The organism is Streptomyces mirabilis, assembly GCF_018310535.1.
Classification (GTDB): Bacteria; Actinomycetota; Actinomycetes; order Streptomycetales; family Streptomycetaceae; genus Streptomyces.
In genome coordinates this window covers 2,416,402-2,433,494 of record NZ_CP074102.1, presented here as the reverse complement: position 1 = coordinate 2,433,494, position 17,093 = coordinate 2,416,402, and the positions used below count along the sequence as shown (strand labels likewise).

Sequence of the window (17,093 nt, the reverse complement as noted above, 5' to 3'; positions counted from 1 at the left end):
TGCGTGCGGAATCGGCCATACCCTCCGGGGGTTGCGCGGAATGGTTGCGTCGATTACCAGCCGAGGGCTCCGCCGGTGGGGCCGGTGGGGTGAGTTCGTCGGCTGCGGGCCGGTGGGGGCCGTTCGCGCAGTTCCCCGCGCCCCTGAGGCGGGGGCTGCGCCCCGCGCTCCCCGACTGGGCGTTTTGTTCGACTGACGGCCGGTGGGGGCTCGTCGCGCAGTTCTCCGCGCCCCTGAGGCGAGGGCTGTGCCCCGCCCTGCCTGTGGGGTGTCCCCATCACTCGCGGTCGGCGTACCCCGACCCACCCACGACGCCGGAGTTCATCGATGCGCCGTGTTGTGGAAACACCCTCGCCGCTACCGTCGTGAGTGACGTACCTCCCGCCGCATACGTCTTTTGTGAAGGTGGAACTCGTGAAGGCAATCCGCAGATTCACCGTTCGCCCCGTACTGCCCGACGCCCTTCACCCGCTCAGTGACCTCGCCCGCAACCTGCGCTGGTCCTGGCACGCCGAGACCCGCGACCTCTTCCAGTCCGTCGACCCCGAACGCTGGACCGCCTCCGACGGCGACCCCGTACGCCTGCTCGGCAGCGTCCCTCCCCGCCGCCTCGCGGAACTCGCCGAGGACCGCCGCTTCCTGCGCCGCCTCGCCGCCGTCGCCGACGACCTGCGCGACTACGTGACCGGCGAACGCTGGTATCAGACCCAGACCCAGATTCCCGACCTCCCCGCCGCCATCGCCTACTTCTCACCCGAGTTCGGCATCACCGCGGCCCTGCCCCAGTACTCCGGCGGCCTTGGCATCCTCGCCGGCGACCACCTCAAGGCCGCCAGCGACCTCGGCGTACCCCTCATCGGCGTAGGACTCCTCTACCGGCACGGCTACTTCCGCCAGTCCCTCTCCCGAGACGGCTGGCAGCAGGAGCACTATCCCGTCCTCGACCCCAACGAACTCCCGCTCGTACCCCTGCGTGAATCCGACGGCACCCCGGCCCAGGTCACCCTCGCTCTCCCCGGCAGCCGCGCCCTGCGCGCCCGCATCTGGCTGGCGCAGGTCGGCCGCGTTCCCCTCCTCATGCTCGACTCCGACGTCGAGGAGAACGACCTCGGCGAACGCGGCGTGACGGACCGGCTGTACGGCGGCGGCAGCGAGCACCGGCTGCTGCAGGAGATGCTGCTCGGCATCGGCGGGGTGCGCGCCGTAAGGACGTACTGCCGACTGACCGGCCATGCCCAGCCCGAGGTGTTCCACACCAACGAGGGCCACGCGGGCTTCCTCGGACTGGAACGCATCGCCGAGCTCGGCGAAGGGCACGACGGGCTGGACTTCGAGGCCGCCCTCGAATCCGTCCGCGCCGGTACCGTCTTCACCACCCACACCCCCGTCCCCGCAGGCATCGACCGCTTCGACCGTGAACTGGTCGCCCACCACTTCGGCCCGGACGCCGAACTCCCCCGTATCGACGTCGAGCGGATCCTCGGCCTCGGCATGGAGACCTACCCGGGCGGTGAGCCGAACCTCTTCAACATGGCCGTGATGGGGCTCAGGCTCGGCCAGCGGGCCAATGGGGTGTCGCTGCTCCACGGTCACGTCAGCCGCGAGATGTTCTCCGGGCTGTGGCCGGGTTTCGACCCGGACGAGGTCCCGATCACCTCGGTCACCAACGGCGTGCACGCACCCACCTGGGTGGCACCGGAGGTCTTCCGGCTCGGCGCCCGCCAGATCGGCGCCCAGCGCACCGAGGACGCGATGACGGTCGGCGGCTCGGACCGCTGGGACGCGGTGGCGGACATCGCCGACCAGGAGATCTGGGACCTGCGCCGGGTACTGCGCGAGCAGCTGGTGATCGAGGTACGGGAACGCCTGCACGCCTCCTGGCGCCAGCGCGGCGCCGGAACGGCCGAACTCGGCTGGATCGACGGAGTGCTGGACCCGGACGTGCTCACGATCGGCTTCGCGCGCCGCGTCCCTTCCTACAAGCGCCTGACCCTGATGCTGCGCGACCGCGACCGTCTGATGGACCTCCTCCTGCACGCCGAGCGCCCGATCCAGATCGTGGTCGCGGGCAAGGCGCACCCCGCCGACGACGGCGGCAAGCGACTCGTCCAGGAACTTGTCCGGTTCGCGGACGACCCGCGCGTACGCCACCGGATCGTCTTCCTCCCGGACTACGGGATGGCGATGGCGCAGAAGCTGTACCCGGGCTGCGACATCTGGCTGAACAACCCGCTCCGCCCGCTGGAGGCCTGCGGCACGTCCGGGATGAAGGCGGCGCTCAACGGCTGTCTGAACCTCTCCGTCCTGGACGGCTGGTGGGACGAGTGGTTCCAGCCGGACTTCGGCTGGGCGATTCCGACGGCGGACGGTACGGCGACGGACGACGACCGCCGCGACGAGCTGGAGGCGGCGGCCCTCTACGAGCTGCTGGAACAGCGCGTGGCGCCCCGCTTCTACGAGCGGGGTCAGTACGGTCTGCCCGACCGGTGGATCGAGATGGTGCGCCAGACTCTGACCCATCTCGGCCCGAAGGTCCTGGCGGGCCGGATGGTGCGCGAGTACGTGGAGCGCCTGTACGCCCCCGCGGCCCGCGCCCACCGCGCCCTGGCCCCGGAGGCGGCCCGCGAACTGGCTGCCTGGAAGTCCCGCGTCCGGGCGGCCTGGCCCCGGGTCACGGTGGACCATCTGGAGGCCTCCGCCGCCACCACGACCGCCGAACTGGGCACCGCCCTCTCCCTGCGCGTGCGGGTGGCGCTGGCCGACCTCGCCCCGGACGACGTCGAGGTTCAGGCGGTCTCGGGCCGCGTCGACTCGCAGGACCGCATCGCGGACGCGAGCTGCGTCCCGCTGAAACCGGCGGGCGGTCCGGACCTGGAAGGGCGCTGGGTGTACGAGGGCCCCCTCTCCCTCGACCGCACCGGCCCGTTCGGCTACACGGTCCGTATTCTCCCCACGCACCGGCTGCTCGCGTCCGGCGCCGAGCTGGGCCTGGTGACGATGCCTTCGGAGGAGGTGGGGGAGGAGGCCGGGGTCTTGATGCGCTGAGCGAGCCGAAAGCGGGCGGCAGGCAGCCGACCTACGGCTCGAACCCCGCGCACAGCCGGCGCAGTACCGCCCCACAGCGCCGCGCGTAGGCGTGCTGGAGCCCCCGGGTCGCCGGTCCGCCGGCACGGGTGTACCACTTGGCCGCACGGCTGAAGGCGGTCACGGTCAGCCAGACCGTGCCGTCGCCCGTGCGGTCGACCACGAAGGCCTCCTCGCCGCGCTCGGGGTGGCCGGGCAGCGTGCCGTAGGCCCAGCCGGCCCGGCGGTACTCCTCGACCGTCCAGACCACACGACAGGGAGCCTTGAGGGGGCCGAGTCCGACGGTGACGTCGACTCCGGGGGCCGCCTTCTCGGCGGTGGCGGTGATGCCCACGCCCATCAGGCGGTGCATCTCCCAGGTCATCACCGCTTGGCACGCGGCGCGGAAGGCGGCCTCGCCCTCGCCGACGCGGGTGCGCAGGTGCAGGGGGTGGAACCCCGGCGGGCAGCGGCCGTCGCGCGTCGCGCCCACGTCCTCGTATGTGAAGGGGTTGTCCGGGGAGACCATGGGGAACAGCGTAGGGCGGTACCCGGAGGTGCCTTCTCTCCGGGTACCGCCCAAGGTGCCTAAGGGAGTCTCGAGGACCCCGTGGGCACTAGCTCACGTTGACCGCGGTCCAGGCCGCGGCCACCGCCTTGTACTCGGCGCTGGTCGAGCCATACAGGGCGGACGCCGCGGAGAGCGTCCCCGTGCGGGCCGACTTGTAGTTCGTCGTCGACGTGAAGTACGTCGTCAGCGCCTTGTACCAGATCTGCAGGGCCTTGTCCCGGCCGATGCCGGTGACGGCCGTGCCGTTGTACGTGGGCGAGTTGTAGCTGACGCCGTTGATGGTCTTGGCGCCGCTGCCCTCGCTCAGCAGGTAGAAGAAGTGGTTGGCGACACCGGACGAGTAGTGCACGTCCAGGTTGCCGACGCTGGAGGACCAGTAGTCGGCGGAGCCGCCGTCCTTGCTGGGCTTGTCCATGTAGCGCAGCGGGGTGCCGTCGCCGTTGATGTTGATCTTCTCGCCGATGAGGTAGTCACCCACGTCGGAGGAGTTCCCCGCGTAGAACTCGACGCCCGTGCCGAAGATGTCGGAGGTCGCCTCGTTCAGACCGCCGGACTCGCCCGAGTAGTTGAGACCGGCCGTGTTGGCGGTGACGCCGTGGCTCATCTCGTGGCCGGCCACGTCCAGCGAGGTCAGCGGGTGGGTGTTCCCGGAGCCGTCGCCGTACGTCATGCAGAAGCAGCTGTCGTCCCAGAACGCGTTGACGTACGCGTTGCCGTAGTGGACGCGGGAGTACGCGCCGACGCCGTTGTTCTTGATGCCGCTGCGGCCGAAGGTGTTCTTGTAGAAGTCCCACGTCTCCTGCGCGCCGTACGCGGCGTCGGCGGCCGCGGTCTGGTCGGTGGTGGAGCTGGAGGCCGCGCCGGTGCCCCAGGTGTCGTCCGCGTCGGTGAACAGGGTGCCCGCGGAGGAGGTGGTGGTGTGCGACTTGTTGTACGTCTTGTGGCCGCCGCGGGTGCCGTCGGTCAGCTGGTACGTCGAGCCCGACAGGGTCGTGTTGAGGCTGACCGTGCCCGAGTAGAGGGTCTTGCCGGTGCCGGTCTCGATGCCCTGGTACTCGTAGAGCTTCTTGCCGGTGGCCGCGTCGGTGATGACGTGCAGCTCGTTCGGGGTGCCGTCGTCCTGGAGACCGCCGATGACCGTCTCGTAGGCGAGGGTGGGCTTGCCGGTGGCGGCCCAGATCACCTTGCGGGGGGCGCGGTCGGCCGTGGTCTTCTCCGAGCCGGCGGCCTTCGCGGCGGTGAGGGCCTGCTTCTCGGCCTTCGCGCTGGTGACCTGCGGCTTCAGCGAGGCGACCTTGATGGCCGTCTTCACGGCCTTGGTGACGCCCTCGGTCTTGCCGGCCTTGGACTCGTGGACGACCAGGTCGCCGCCCAGGACGGGAAGGCCGTTGTACGTGCGCTCGTAGCGGGTGTGCACCGTGCCGTCCGCGTCCTTGAGGACGTCTCTGACGACGAGCTTCTCCTTGGCGCCGAGGCCTATCTGCTGGGCGGTCTCGGGCGCGGCCGCGTCGGCCTTCTGGATCAGGCTCGTGCGCGCGGTGGCGGAGAGCTGGACCGTGGCGCCGGGGAGCTTCGCCTTGGCGGCGGCCGACTCGGTCTGGGCGGAGGCACCGGTGGTCAGACCGGTGGTGAGCAGGGCTCCGGCAGCGACAGCGGTAGCGATGGCCAGAGTGGTGCGCTTGTGACGCGCGTAGAGGGGGGTCACGCAATCTCCTCTTGTGGGGGCGACCGGACGGCGTGGGGTGGCCGTACGGAAGGTGCGAAGTTGCGGTGCGGGTGAGCCGTGCGGTGGAAGAGTGACATCCGGGACGCGTACATGTCAGGAGGGCGATGAAATCTTGGCCGGAAAGCGTCCGTTGGATGAAGATCGCTGTTCGTTGCGCGGATCTCGATCTTGGTCAAGCGGCAACAAAAGCAGGGTCATGGCGCGGCAAAGAGGGCGCCGCCCCGGGGAGTCGAACCCCGGGGCGGCGCCCTCTCGATGCCGTGTGTTCAGGTGCGGTCTACGGGAACGTCAGCTTCCAGCTGTCGATGTAGCCGGTGTCCTGCGCGGCCTTGTCCTGGACCCTCAACTTCCAAGTGCCGTTGGCGACTTCGGAGGACGCGTTGACCGTGTAGGTCTCCTGGACGTTGTCCGCCGAGTCGGAGGAGCTGAAGGCCTTCAGGGGGTACACCGTGCCGTCCGGGGCCAGCAGATCCACGACCAGGTCGCCGCGCCAGGTGTGCACGATGTTCACGTCGACCAGAAGGTTCGACGGGGCGTTGCCGGTACGGCCGGTGACCGCGATCGACGACGTCACGGCCGGCCCGTTGTCCGGAATCGATACGTCGCCGGTGTTCTCGAACGACGTACCGGTGCCGCCGCCACCGCCCGGACGCGAGCCGACCTTCACGGCCGCCCAGGCGTTCTGCACCGCCGTGTACTCGGCGCTCGTCGTGCCGTACAGCTCGCCCGTCGCCGCGAGCGTGCCGGTGCGGGCCGCCGCGTAGTTGGTGGTCGAGGTGAACTTGGTGGTGAGCGCCCGGTACCAGATCTGCAGGGCCTTGTCCCGGCCGATGCCGGTGACCGGAAGGCCGTCGGCGGTCGGCGAGTTGTAGCTGACGCCGTTGATGACCTTGGCGCCGCTGCCCTCGCTCAGCAGGTAGAAGAAGTGGTTGGCGACACCGGACGAGTAGTGGACGTCGAGACCGCCCACGCTGGAGGACCAGTTGTCCGCCGAGCCGCCGTCCTTGCTGGGCTTGTCCATGTAGCGCAGCGGGGTGCCGTCGCCGTTGATGTCGATCTTCTCGCCGATGAGGTAGTCACCGGGGTCGGAGGCGTTGTTGGCGTAGAACTCGACGCCGGTGCCGAAGATGTCCGAGGTCGCCTCGTTCAGGCCGCCGGACTCACCGGTGTAGTTGAGACCCGCGGTGTTGGAGGTGACGCCGTGGCTCATCTCGTGCCCGGCCACGTCCAGCGCGGTCAGCGGGTCCGCGTTGCCGGCCCCGTCGCCGTACGTCATGCAGAAGCAGCTGTCGTCCCAGAACGCGTTGACGTACGCGTTGCCGTAGTGGACCCGGGAGTACGCACCCACGCCGTTGTTCTTGATGCCGCTGCGGCCGAAGGTGTTCTTGTAGAAGTCCCAGGTCTCGGCGGCGCCGTAGTGCGCGTCGGCGCCCGCGGTCGCCGCGTTCGACGTGGTGCCGTTGCCCCAGGTGTCGCTGGTCTGGGAGAACAGGGTGCCGGTGCCGGACGTACCGCGGTTGAGGTTGTACGTCTTGTGGCCGCCGCGCGCGCCGTCGGTGAGCGTGTAGTTGGAGCCCGACTGCGTGGTCGTCAGCGTCACCTGGCCGCTGTACTGGGTGTTGCCGATACCGGTCTCGATGCCCTGGTACTCGTAGAGCTTCTTGCCGGTGGCCGCGTCGGTGATGACGTGCAGCTGGTTCGGGGTGCCGTCGTCCTGGAAGCCGCCGACGACCGTCTCGTACGCGAGGGTCGGTCTGCCGTCCGCCGCCCAGATCACCTTGCGGGGCGCCCGGTCGGCGTCGGTCTTCTTCGAACCGTCGGCCTTGGCGACGGAGAGGGCCTGCTTCTCCGCCTTCGAGGCGGCGATGGCGGGCGTGAGCGAGGCGACCTTGAGGGTGGCCCGCGTGGCCTTGATGACCCGCTCGGTCTTCCCGGCCTTGGTGGTGTCGACCACGAGGTCGCCGCCGAGGACCGGGAGTCCCGCGTAGGTCCGCTCGTAGCGGGTGTGGACCGTGCCGTCCGCGTCCTTGATGACGTCGCGGGCGACGAGCTTCTCGTTGGCTCCGAGGCCGAGGTCCTTGGCGGTGGCCGCCTTGGCGGCGTCCGCGTCGCGTATCAGCTCCGCGCGCTGCGAAGGCGTGAGCTGGACGGCGAGAGAACCACGGTTGATCTTGCCGAGGGAGGATTTCTGGGGGGCCGCGCTCGCGGCGCCCGACTGGACGGCCGCGGCCAGCAGGGCGGAGACGCCGACGAGGGCGACGGCCGCGACACGGCGCTGAGTGGTGTGGGAGGTGCGTCTGTGGGAGGAACTGCTGCTCAACACACTGACTCCTTCTGCGTGGCCACGGGTCGCGCGGCCAGTGGGGATCCGGTCGGGGTGGGTACCCGTCCGGGCAGAACAGGGCAGAACAGGGCGGAACGCGGAACCAGTTGCATGGGGTCTACGACCACGACACGGCGATGGTGCTGTGGGATTGCTGTGAAGTTGCCGTGGGAAGAGTGGCAGGAGATTTCGCTTTCTGTCAGGACCGCGTCAGGAACTTGGCCGGAATTCGTCCGTTGTCCGGGTGTTCATGTTCGGCATGCGGACTGTTCGCCGGAGTGCGTCTGGTCTGTGGCGCGGCAAGGCGCGGCGGCCCTGCCGCCCCGGGCCCAGGACGACCGGACGCGACCCGATCAGTCGCCCCCTAGTCCCCGTGCCACGTCCGCCAAAGTGCCGCGTACGCGCCCCCGGCCGCCGCCAGCTCGTCATGCGTGCCGAGTTCGGTGAGCAGTCCGTCCTCCATCACGGCGACCCGGTCCGCGTCGTGCGCGGTGTGCAGCCGGTGCGCGATGGCGATCACGGTGCGCCCCTCCAGTACGGCGGCGAGCGCACGCTCGGTGTGGCGCGCGGTCGTCGGATCGAGCAGCGCGGTCGCCTCGTCGAGGATGAGAGTGTGCGGGTCGGCCAGCACCACCCTGGCCAGGGCGAGCTGCTGGGCCCGCGACCCGTCCGTCCGGCGGCCGCCGGTGCCGAGCTCGGTGTCCAGCCCGTCCGGCAGCTCCCGGACCCAGCCGTCGGCACCGACGGCGGCCAGCGCCGCCCACAACGCCGCGTCACCGGCGGCGGGTTCGGCGATCAGCAGGTTGTCGCGAACGGAGCCCAGGAACACGTGGTGCTCCTGGGTGACGAGGACGACCTGCCGGCGCAGCTGCTCGGGATCGAGGTCGGCGATCGGTACGCCCCCCACCGTCACCGACCCGGACCGCGGCGCGTCGATGCCCGCGAGCAGCCGGCTCAGCGTGGTCTTCCCGGCGCCGGAGGGCCCGACGACGGCCAGCCGTTCCCCGGGCCGGACGGTCAGGTCGACTCCGCGCAGCACCTCGCCCCCGCGGTCGTAGGAGTAGCGGACATCCGTCACGTCGATCCGGTCGTCGGCCGGGGTGGGCGAGCCCGACGGCACGGCCCGTGGCGCCCGGGCCAGCCCCTCTACGCGGGCGAACGAGGCACCGCTGCTCTGGAGTTGCTCGACCTGCATCAGGATCTGGTCGAGTGGTTCCGCGAGCTGGCGCAGATACAGGGTCGCGGCGACCACCGCCCCCAGGCTCATCGACCCCCGCGCGTGCAGGGCACCGCCCACCAGCAGGGCGGCGACCACGGGAACGACGTACGACACCTCCACGGCCGGGAAGAACACGCTGCGCAGGAAGAGGGTCCGCATCCGCCTGAGGCGGGACGTCTCCAGCGTCCGACGGCTCGCGGTGATCCGGCCGCGCTGAAGCCCGAACGCCTCCACCGTACGGGCACCGGACGCGGTGGCCGCGAGGATCTCGGCGACGTCCGAGGTGGCGGTGCCCTCGGCGAGATACGCGGTGCGCGCACGGCGCAGATACCAGCGAAGGGCGAACCAGATGCCGACGAGCCCGAGCACCCCGCAGACGCCGAGCAGCGGGGCGATGACGAAGACCGCGCCGAGGATGAACAGCGCCTGGGCGCAGGAGATGAGCAGTTCGGGTCCGGCGTCGCGCAGGGTGTTGCCCACCACGGTGACATCGGCGGTGCCGCGCGCGGTCAGGTCACCGGTGCCTGCCCGCTCCACGACCGACGCGGGCAGGCTCAGCGCCCGCTCCACGAACTGCTCCCGCACCCGGGCCAGCGTCCGCTCCCCGAAGCGGTGCCCCACGTACCGGGCCCACCGCGCCAGCAGCAACTGCGCAAGCGAGCACACCAGGATGACCGACGCCAGCCGGTCCACCACGTCCACACCGTCCCCGGCCCGTACGTCGTCGATGATCCGCCCGAGCAGCCACGGCCCGACCAGACCGGTCGCGGCGGCCAGCGCGTTGAGGCCGAGCACAGCGGCGAAGGCCCGCCCGTCCGCCCGGATCAGCCGCAGTGCCGCCCGGCGCACCTCGGCGGGCTCGGCGACCGGCAGGTGCGCGCTCATCGCAGGGCCTCTTGCGTGTCGCGGGCCACCAGCGCCCGGTATCCCGGCTCCGCGCCGAGGAGTTCGTGATGGCTGCCGCTCGCCGCGACCTTGCCGTCGACCAGGAAGTGCACGGTGTCCACCTGGTCCAGCATCAGCGGAGAGGTGCTGGTGACGACGGTCGTACGGCCAGAGCGGGCGGCCCGCAGCCGGGCCGCCACGGCCGCCTCGGTGTGCGCGTCGAGCGCCGAGGTCGGTTCGACGGCGAGCAGTACCTCGGGGTCGGCGAGCAGCGCCCGCACCAGGCGTACACGCTGTCGCTGGCCGCCGGAGAGGCTGCGGCCCTGGGCGGCGACGTCCGAGTCGAGACCGTCGGGGAGACCGAGCACGATGTCGTCCGCCGCCGCCGCGCGCACCGCCCGGGCGATCGCCTCCTCGTCGTGCTCCCGGCGACCGCAGACCAGCTCGCGCAGGGTGCCGGCGAACAGGTCGGCCTCGTTGTCCGCGACCAGGATCCGCTCGCGCACCTGCGCCACGGCGATCTCGTCGAGCCGTACGCCACCCCACGTGACCGCCGACTCCGCGTACCGGCCGAGGCGGTCGACGACGGCCTCGGACTCCGCGGGAAGTGCTCCGACCAGCGCGGTGAGCCGCCCCGGCAGCACCCGTACCCCGGAGTCCGGATCGTGCAGCACCGCCGGGGAGGCGGGCGCGTCCCGGGCGTCGGGATGGTCGGCGACGGGCTCCAGGGACAGGAACCGTACGACGCGCCGGGCGGCGACGACGGCCCGGCTGAGCTGGTAGCCGCTCTCGATGAAGAAGTACACCGGCATCACGAGGACCGCGACATAGCCGTACACGGACACCAACTGGCCGATGGTGATCTCCCCCTGGGCGGCGAGCCGGGCCGCGAGCCAGGTCACGACGGCGAGGAAGAGGGTCGGCAGACCCGTGCCCAGCGCCTGGATCCAGCTGGTCGCCGCCCCGACCCGGTACCCCTGCGCCCGCAGCTGCTGCGAGTCACGGCGGAAGGTGTCCGCGAACAGCCCCTTGCCGCCCAGGCCGTTGAGGACGCGCAGACCGCCCGCGAGGTCGCCGATCCGCGCGGTCAGCACGCCCTGCCGCTCGCGGTACTCGGTCTCCGCACCCTGGAGCCGACCCATCAGCGGGCCGACCAGCCCGGCGATCATCGGCACCCCGAGGAGGATCACCACCGAGAGCTGGAGCGAGACCGACATCAGCAGCGCGGCCACCACGCCGTAGGTGACGATCGCGGCGATGCCGGGACCGACGACGGTCAGCGACTGGCTGATCGTCTGGACGTCACCGACGCCGATCGTGACGACCTCCCCGGCGCCGACCTGGCGGCCCAGCGCGGCACCCAGCCGCGCGGACTGCCCCACCACGACCTTGACCGTGCGGAAGTTGGCGTCCATCCGGACCTTGGTCATGGTGCGATGCCGCATGATGCCCAGCCAGGCGTTGAACACCCCGATGCCCAGCACGGCGGCCGTCCAGCCCCACAGCGCGCCCTCGTCGCCCGGCTCCAGGCCGTCGTCGATCGCACGGGACAGCAGATACGGCGGCAGCGCCAGGAGCGTCATCCACACCGTGGCGAGCAGCGCGCCGGCCGCGCTGCGCCCCGACTGCCGGGTGACCAGCCACCACAGATACCGCCACCCGCCCCGGCGGTCGGGCGTCCCCGGGTCCTCGTGAGCGTCGATCATCCAGCCCTCACGCCTTTCACTCGCCGTCCGCTGTACGAGTCACTCGTCGTCCGCTAGACGAGGCTTTCGCGCCACGCCTGGTGCAGGTCCGCGAATCTGCCGGTGGACGCCACGAGTTCGGCCGGGCTGCCGTCCTCGACCACCCGCCCGTGCTCCATCACCAGCACCCGGTCGGCGATCTCCACCGTGGACAGGCGGTGGGCGATGACCACCGCCGTCCGGCCGCGCAGGACCGTCGACATGGCGCGCTGCACCGCCCGTTCCCCCGGGATGTCGAGGGAGCTGGTCGCCTCGTCGAGGATGAGGACGGCCGGGTCGGCGAGCAACGCCCGTGCGAAGGCGACGAGTTGGCGCTGCCCGGCGGAGATGCGGCCGCCCCGCTTGCGTACGTCCGTGTCGTAGCCCTCGGGCAGCGCGCTGATGAAGTCGTGGGCGCCGATCGCCTTGGCGGCCCGCTCGATCTCCTCGCGGCTCGCGTCGGAGCGGCCGATGGCGATGTTCTCGGCGACCGTGCCGGAGAACAGGAAGGCCTCCTGGGTCACCATCACCACCCCGCGCCGCAGTTCGGGCACGGACAGCTCGCGCAGATCGACGCCGTCGAGCAGGACGCGGCCGTCCGTCGGGTCGTAGAAACGGGCCAGCAGCTTGGCGAGCGTCGACTTGCCCGCGCCCGTCGAGCCGACCACGGCCACCGTCTGCCCCGCGGGGAGCGTGAGCGAGAAGGTGGGCAGCACCTCGCCGCCGGTGCGGTACGCGAAGCGGACGTCCTCGAAGGCGACCTCGCGGCCCGGCTGTGCGGAGGCGAGCGCGGGCAGCCGCCTCGGCTCGGCCGGCTCCGGCACGGATGGCGTCTGGGCCAGCAGGCCCGCGATCTTCTCCAGCGAGGCCGCCGCGGACTGGTACGCGTTGAGGAACATGCCCAGCCGGTCTATCGGGTCGTACAGGCGGCGCAGATACAGCACGGAGGCGGCCAGCACGCCCAGCGCCAGCGAACCCGAGGCCACCCGGTACGCGCCCCACAGCACGATCCCCGCGACCGCCGTGTTGGCGACCAGCCGGGAGCCGACGACATAGCGGGCCATCTCCAGCAGGGCGTCGCCGTTGGTGCGCTCGTGGCGCTTGTTGAGCACCCGGAACTCCGCGTCGTTGGCCTCCTCACGGCGGAACGCGCGCACCGGCCGGATCCCGTTCATCGTCTCCGCGAACTTCACGATCACGGCGGCGATCGCGGTCGAACGGAGGCGGTAGATACGGCCCGCACGGCGCCGGTACTGCCGTACGAGGAGGTAGAGCGGCACGAAGGACGCCACCGCCACCGCGCCCAGGCTCAGGTCCAGCCAGAGCAGCATCGCCGAGATGTAGACGAAGGACAGGATCACCGTGATGAGTTCCTGCAGGCCCTCGCTGAGCAGTTCGCGCAGCGACTCGACGTCCGTCGTGGAGCGGGAGATCAGGCGGCCCGAGGTGTAGCGCTCGTGGAAGTCGATGCTGAGCGCCTGCGCATGGCGGAAGATCCGGCCACGCAGATCGAGCAGCACGTCCTGGTTGACCCGGGCGGACGCCTGGGTGAAGGCGTACTGGAGCCCGCCGGCGGCCAGCGCGCACAGCAGATAGCCGACTCCCACCGCGATCAGCGGGCCGTGGTCGTGCGCGCGGAACGCCGGTACGGCGCGGTCGATGGCGTACGCGACGAGCAGCGGGCCCGCCTGGATCGCGGCCTGCTGGAGCAGGAGCAGCACCATCGTCACCACCACACGCGCCTTGAGCGGGGCGAGGAGGGAACGCAGCAGCGCGGCGGTGGCGCCCGGGGGAGTGGGCAGGGTGTCGCGGTCGAAGGGGTCCTGGTGCTTGTGGGACTCCCGCGCGTCCGGACGGTCCGTGCCGGGCTCCCCGCCGTCGGGTTCCGTGCCCGGTTCCCGGTCCGGCTCCTTGTTCGGCGCGGTCGTCGTGGGCGCCGTCATCGGTCGGCCTCCTCGTCACCTGACATCAGATGGGCGTACTCGGCGTTGCTGCGCAGGAGTTCGTGGTGGGTGCCGACCGCCGTGATACGGCCGCCGGAGAGCAGGGCCACGCGGTCGGCGAGCAGGACCGTGGACGGGCGGTGCGCCACGATCAGCGCGGTCGTCTCCGCCAGTACGCGGCGCAGCGCGGCCTCGACCGCGGCCTCCGTGTGGACGTCCAGCGCCGACAGAGGGTCGTCGAGGACGAGGAAGCCGGGGCGGCCGACGACGGCCCGCGCGAGGGCGAGGCGCTGGCGCTGGCCGCCGGACAGGCTCAGGCCCTGCTCGCCGACCTGGGTCCGCGTCCCCTGCGGGAGCGTGTGCGCGAAGTCGGCCTGGGCCACGGCGAGGGCACGGTCCAGGTCCGCTTCTCCCGCGGTGTCCGGGGCGCCCATGAGCACGTTCTCCCCGACACTGGCCGAGAAGAGGGTGGGCTCCTCGAAGGCCACGGCCACACGCGCGCGAAGCTCCTCGCGGGGCATCGCCGTGATGTCCTCGCCGTCCAGCGTGATCCGCCCGGCCGTTACCTCGTGCAGCCGTGGGACGAGGGCGGTGAGGGTGGTCTTCCCGGTGCCGGTCGCGCCGACCAGGGCCATCGACTCACCCGGACGGATGTGCAGATCGATGCGGTCGAGGACGGGGGGCGCGTCCGCCGGGGCGTCGGGATAGCGGAACCGGACGCCGTGGAAGCGGAGTCCGCCCTCGCCCTTCCCGGCGGCGACCGCGGACGTACCGGCGGACTCCGGCTTCTCGTCCATCACCTCGAAGTACCGCTCCGTCGCCGTCGCCGCCTCCTGGCTCATCGCGAGGAGGAAGCCGATGGACTCGACGGGCCAGCGCAGCGCGAGCGCCGTGGAGAGGAACGCTACCAGCGTGCCGGCGGACAGGCGGCCGTCGGCGACCTGGACCGTGCCGAGTACGAGGGCGGCGCCGATGGCGAGTTCGGGGAGGGTGACGATGACCGTCAGGATGGCGGCGAGGAGGCGGGCCTTGGCCAGCTCCGTGCCGCGCAGGGTGCGGGACAGCTCGCGGAAGGCGAGGGCCTGGCTGCGGTGGCGCCCGAAGCCCTTGATGATGCGGATGCCGAGCACGCTCTCCTCGACGACCGTCGTCAGATCGCCCACCTGGTCCTGGGCCCGCCGCGCCACCAGCGAGTAGTGCCGCTCGAAGAGCCAGCAGACGACCATCAGGGGCGCCGCGGGAGCGAGCAGCACCAGGCCGAGGGTCCACTCCTGGGCCAGCATGATCATGACCCCGACCAGGATCGTCACGGAGTTGACCAGCAGGAACGTCAGGGGGAAAGCGAGGAACTGGCGCACCAGCATCAGGTCCGTGGTGCCCCGGGACAGCAGCTGACCGGAGGCCCAGCGGTCGTGGAAGGCGACCGGGAGCCGTTGCAGATGCCGGTACAGATCCGCCCGCATGTCCGCCTCGACCCCCGACAGCGGCCGCGCCACCAGCCACCGCCGCAGCCCGAACAGCACCGCCTCCGCGATACCGAGCAGCAGCAGGTACAGCGCGCCGAGCCAGATGCCCGCCGAGTCGTGGTCGGCCACCGGACCGTCCACCATCCACTTCAGGACGAGCGGGAACACCAGCCCCGTACAGGAGGCGAGGACCGCGACGAAGGCGGCACTGAACAGCCGCACGCGCACCGGCCGCACGTACGGCCACAGGCGCAGCAGGCTGCGTACGGTCGAATGGTCGGCTCGGCCCGGGGTCACCGCATCTGGAGTGGACATCAGGAGCGAGCCTACGGTTCGGCACTGACAGAGCCCACCGAGTTTTGGCCGGACCTGAATCGTTCCACGGACCTGGGACCGGTGCTCCAGGGCCTGGGAATCGGTGCTCCTGGGCCCGGGGCTCGGTCGTATCGCCGCATCAACCGATCGGCTGATGCCGCTTCGAGCGCGATGGACGATGTGCCCGCTCCCGTCCCGCCGGGATCCTCGGGACATGTCAGTCATCGAAGTCACCGCACTGCGCAAGTCCTACGGCGGCAGGCCCGTGGTCGACGGTGTCTCCTTCGCCGTCGAGGAGGGCGAGATCTTCGGGATCCTCGGCCCGAACGGCGCCGGCAAGACCACCACCGTCGAGTGCGTCGAGGGTCTGCGGATCCCCGACGGGGGCCGCGTCCGGGTCACCGGGCTCGACCCCGTCGCCGACCACGAACAGGTCGCCCGCGTCCTCGGTGCCCAGCTCCAGGAGAGCGAGCTCCAGGCCAAGCTGACCGTCCGCGAGGCCCTGGAGCTGTACGCGGCCTTCTATCCGCACCCCGCCGACTGGAAGCCCCTCGCCGAACGCCTCGGCCTGACCGCCAAGCTCACCACCCGCTTCGCGAAGCTGTCCGGCGGTCAGAAGCAGCGCCTGTTCATCGCGCTCGCCCTCATCGGCAACCCCCGGGTCGTCGTCCTCGACGAACTGACCACCGGGCTCGACCCGCGCGCCCGCCGCGACACCTGGCAACTCATCGAGGACGTCCGGGCGAGCGGCGTCACCGTCCTGCTCGTCACGCACTTCATGGAGGAGGCGCAGCGCCTGTGCGACCGGATCGCCGTGATCGACAAGGGCCGGGTGGCCGCCCTGGACACCCCGTCAGGCCTGATCCGGCGCTCGGCGGGCTCCACCGTCATCAGCTTCACGCCGTCCGCGCCGCTGGACGAGGGTGACCTGAACGCGCTGCCCGCGCTCGCGTCGGTCGAGCACAAGGACGGCCGGATCACGCTGTCCGGCACCGACGAGACCGTCAACGCGGTCATCACGCTGCTCGCCCGCAACCACATCACCGCCCACCAACTCCGCGTATCCGACGCCACGTTGGACGACGCGTTCCTGGACCTGACGGAGGTCACCGCATGAACACCGCCGTCCTGCGCACCGAGTTGCGCCTCTTCCGCCGCGAACCGGGCGCCCTCTTCTGGATCTTGGCGTTCCCCACCCTCCTCCTGGTGATCCTGGGCTCCATCCCGTCCTTCCGCCACCACCAGGCAGACCTGGGCGGCCTGCGCACCGTCGACGTCTACGTCCCGGTCGCCGTGCTGCTCGGCATGATCGTCGGCGCGCTGCAGGCGATGCCGCAGAACATCACCGGCTACCGCGAGCGCGGCATCCTGCGCCGCATGTCCACCACTCCGGTACGGCCGTCCGCCCTGCTGTCCGCGCAGATGCTGGTGTACGGCGCGGCGGCCCTGGCCTCCGCCCTGTGCGCGCTGATCGTCGGCCGGCTGGCCTTCGACGTACGACTGCCCGAGCAGCCGTACGGCTATCTCCTCGCCCTGCTCCTCGCGATCCTGGCCGCGCTCGCGCTGGGCGCGGTGGTCTCCGCGCTGTCCCGGACGACGAAGATCGCGGGTGCGATCGGGTCGGCCGTGTTCTTCCCGATGATGTTCTGCGCGGGCGTGTGGATCCCGGTGCAGGCCATGCCGGACCTGCTCGCCCGGATCGTCGGCTACACCCCGTTCGGCGCCGCCGCGCAGGCCCTGAACAGGGCGGCGGCGGGGGACTGGCCGGGCTGGGCGCACCTGGGTGTGCTGGTGGCCTGGACCGTGCTGCTGACGGCGAGTGCCTCTCGCTGGTTCCGCTGGGAGTAGGAGAGGGGCC

At 71.2% G+C, this 17,093-nt stretch carries 10 protein-coding genes; 3 read left to right on the top strand and 7 right to left on the bottom strand.

The genetic code is table 11. The annotated features are described in order from the left end of the window. Positions 1-414 precede the first annotated feature (414 nt). A complete protein-coding gene (locus SMIR_RS10490; RefSeq protein WP_168495695.1) occupies positions 415-3,045 on the top strand; it encodes a glycosyltransferase family 1 protein in 2,631 nt (876 codons plus the stop codon). Between the two features lie 31 nt (positions 3,046-3,076). On the opposite strand, the gene SMIR_RS10485 is transcribed toward SMIR_RS10490, so the two are convergent. From SMIR_RS10485 to SMIR_RS10455, 7 genes are all read right to left on the bottom strand, one after another. Continuing rightward, positions 3,077-3,592: a DUF1990 domain-containing protein gene (locus SMIR_RS10485; RefSeq protein ID WP_168495697.1), complete on the bottom strand. Its 516-nt coding sequence runs from the start codon at positions 3,590-3,592 to the stop codon at positions 3,077-3,079. Positions 3,593-3,680: 88 nt separating this feature from the next. Further along, positions 3,681-5,339 (bottom strand): M4 family metallopeptidase, encoded by a 1,659-nt coding sequence (locus tag SMIR_RS10480; RefSeq protein ID WP_168495699.1) that lies wholly within the window; start codon positions 5,337-5,339, stop codon positions 3,681-3,683. 298 nt (positions 5,340-5,637) lie between these two features. Next, complete coding sequence (locus tag SMIR_RS10475; RefSeq protein WP_168495701.1) at positions 5,638-7,680, bottom strand: M4 family metallopeptidase; 2,043 nt, start codon at positions 7,678-7,680, stop codon at positions 5,638-5,640. Between the two features lie 367 nt (positions 7,681-8,047). Then, the gene (locus SMIR_RS10470) at positions 8,048-9,787 is read right to left on the bottom strand and encodes an ABC transporter ATP-binding protein (RefSeq protein ID WP_168495703.1); all 1,740 of its coding nucleotides are present in this window, start codon (positions 9,785-9,787) and stop codon (positions 8,048-8,050) included. Beyond that, positions 9,784-11,493, bottom strand: a complete 1,710-nt coding sequence (locus SMIR_RS10465) for an ABC transporter transmembrane domain-containing protein (protein ID WP_168495705.1) — start codon at positions 11,491-11,493, stop codon at positions 9,784-9,786. The genes SMIR_RS10470 and SMIR_RS10465 overlap by 4 nt, the downstream gene beginning before the upstream one ends. A gap of 53 nt (positions 11,494-11,546) precedes the next feature. Then, the gene (locus SMIR_RS10460) at positions 11,547-13,454 is read right to left on the bottom strand and encodes an ABC transporter ATP-binding protein (RefSeq protein WP_212726911.1); all 1,908 of its coding nucleotides are present in this window, start codon (positions 13,452-13,454) and stop codon (positions 11,547-11,549) included. Beyond that, complete coding sequence (locus SMIR_RS10455; RefSeq protein ID WP_168495709.1) at positions 13,451-15,235, bottom strand: ABC transporter ATP-binding protein; 1,785 nt, start codon at positions 15,233-15,235, stop codon at positions 13,451-13,453. Before SMIR_RS10455 ends, SMIR_RS10460 begins: the two co-directional genes overlap by 4 nt. A gap of 214 nt (positions 15,236-15,449) precedes the next feature. On the opposite strand from SMIR_RS10455, the gene SMIR_RS10450 reads away from it, so the two are divergent. Continuing rightward, on the top strand, positions 15,450-16,352 hold the full coding sequence (locus SMIR_RS10450) for an ABC transporter ATP-binding protein (protein WP_168495711.1): 903 nt from the start codon (positions 15,450-15,452) through the stop codon (positions 16,350-16,352). Then, the gene (locus SMIR_RS10445; protein ID WP_168495713.1) at positions 16,349-17,083 is read left to right on the top strand and encodes an ABC transporter permease; all 735 of its coding nucleotides are present in this window, start codon (positions 16,349-16,351) and stop codon (positions 17,081-17,083) included. Before SMIR_RS10450 ends, SMIR_RS10445 begins: the two co-directional genes overlap by 4 nt. The last annotated feature ends 10 nt before the right edge of the window (positions 17,084-17,093 follow it).

Bases quoted from the DNA above. Each gene is read 5' to 3' on its own strand.
- SMIR_RS10485 (WP_168495697.1), bottom strand. From the start codon at position 3,592: ATGGTCTCCCCGGACAACCCCTTCACATACGAGGACGTGGGCGCGACG.
- SMIR_RS10470 (WP_168495703.1), bottom strand. From the start codon at position 9,787: ATGAGCGCGCACCTGCCGGTCGCCGAGCCCGCCGAGGTGCGCCGGGCG.
- SMIR_RS10465 (WP_168495705.1), bottom strand. From the start codon at position 11,493: ATGATCGACGCTCACGAGGACCCGGGGACGCCCGACCGCCGGGGCGGG.
- SMIR_RS10460 (WP_212726911.1), bottom strand. From the start codon at position 13,454: ATGACGGCGCCCACGACGACCGCGCCGAACAAGGAGCCGGACCGGGAA.
- SMIR_RS10455 (WP_168495709.1), bottom strand. From the start codon at position 15,235: ATGTCCACTCCAGATGCGGTGACCCCGGGCCGAGCCGACCATTCGACC.
- SMIR_RS10450 (WP_168495711.1), top strand. From the start codon at position 15,450: ATGTCAGTCATCGAAGTCACCGCACTGCGCAAGTCCTACGGCGGCAGG.
- SMIR_RS10445 (WP_168495713.1), top strand. From the start codon at position 16,349: ATGAACACCGCCGTCCTGCGCACCGAGTTGCGCCTCTTCCGCCGCGAA.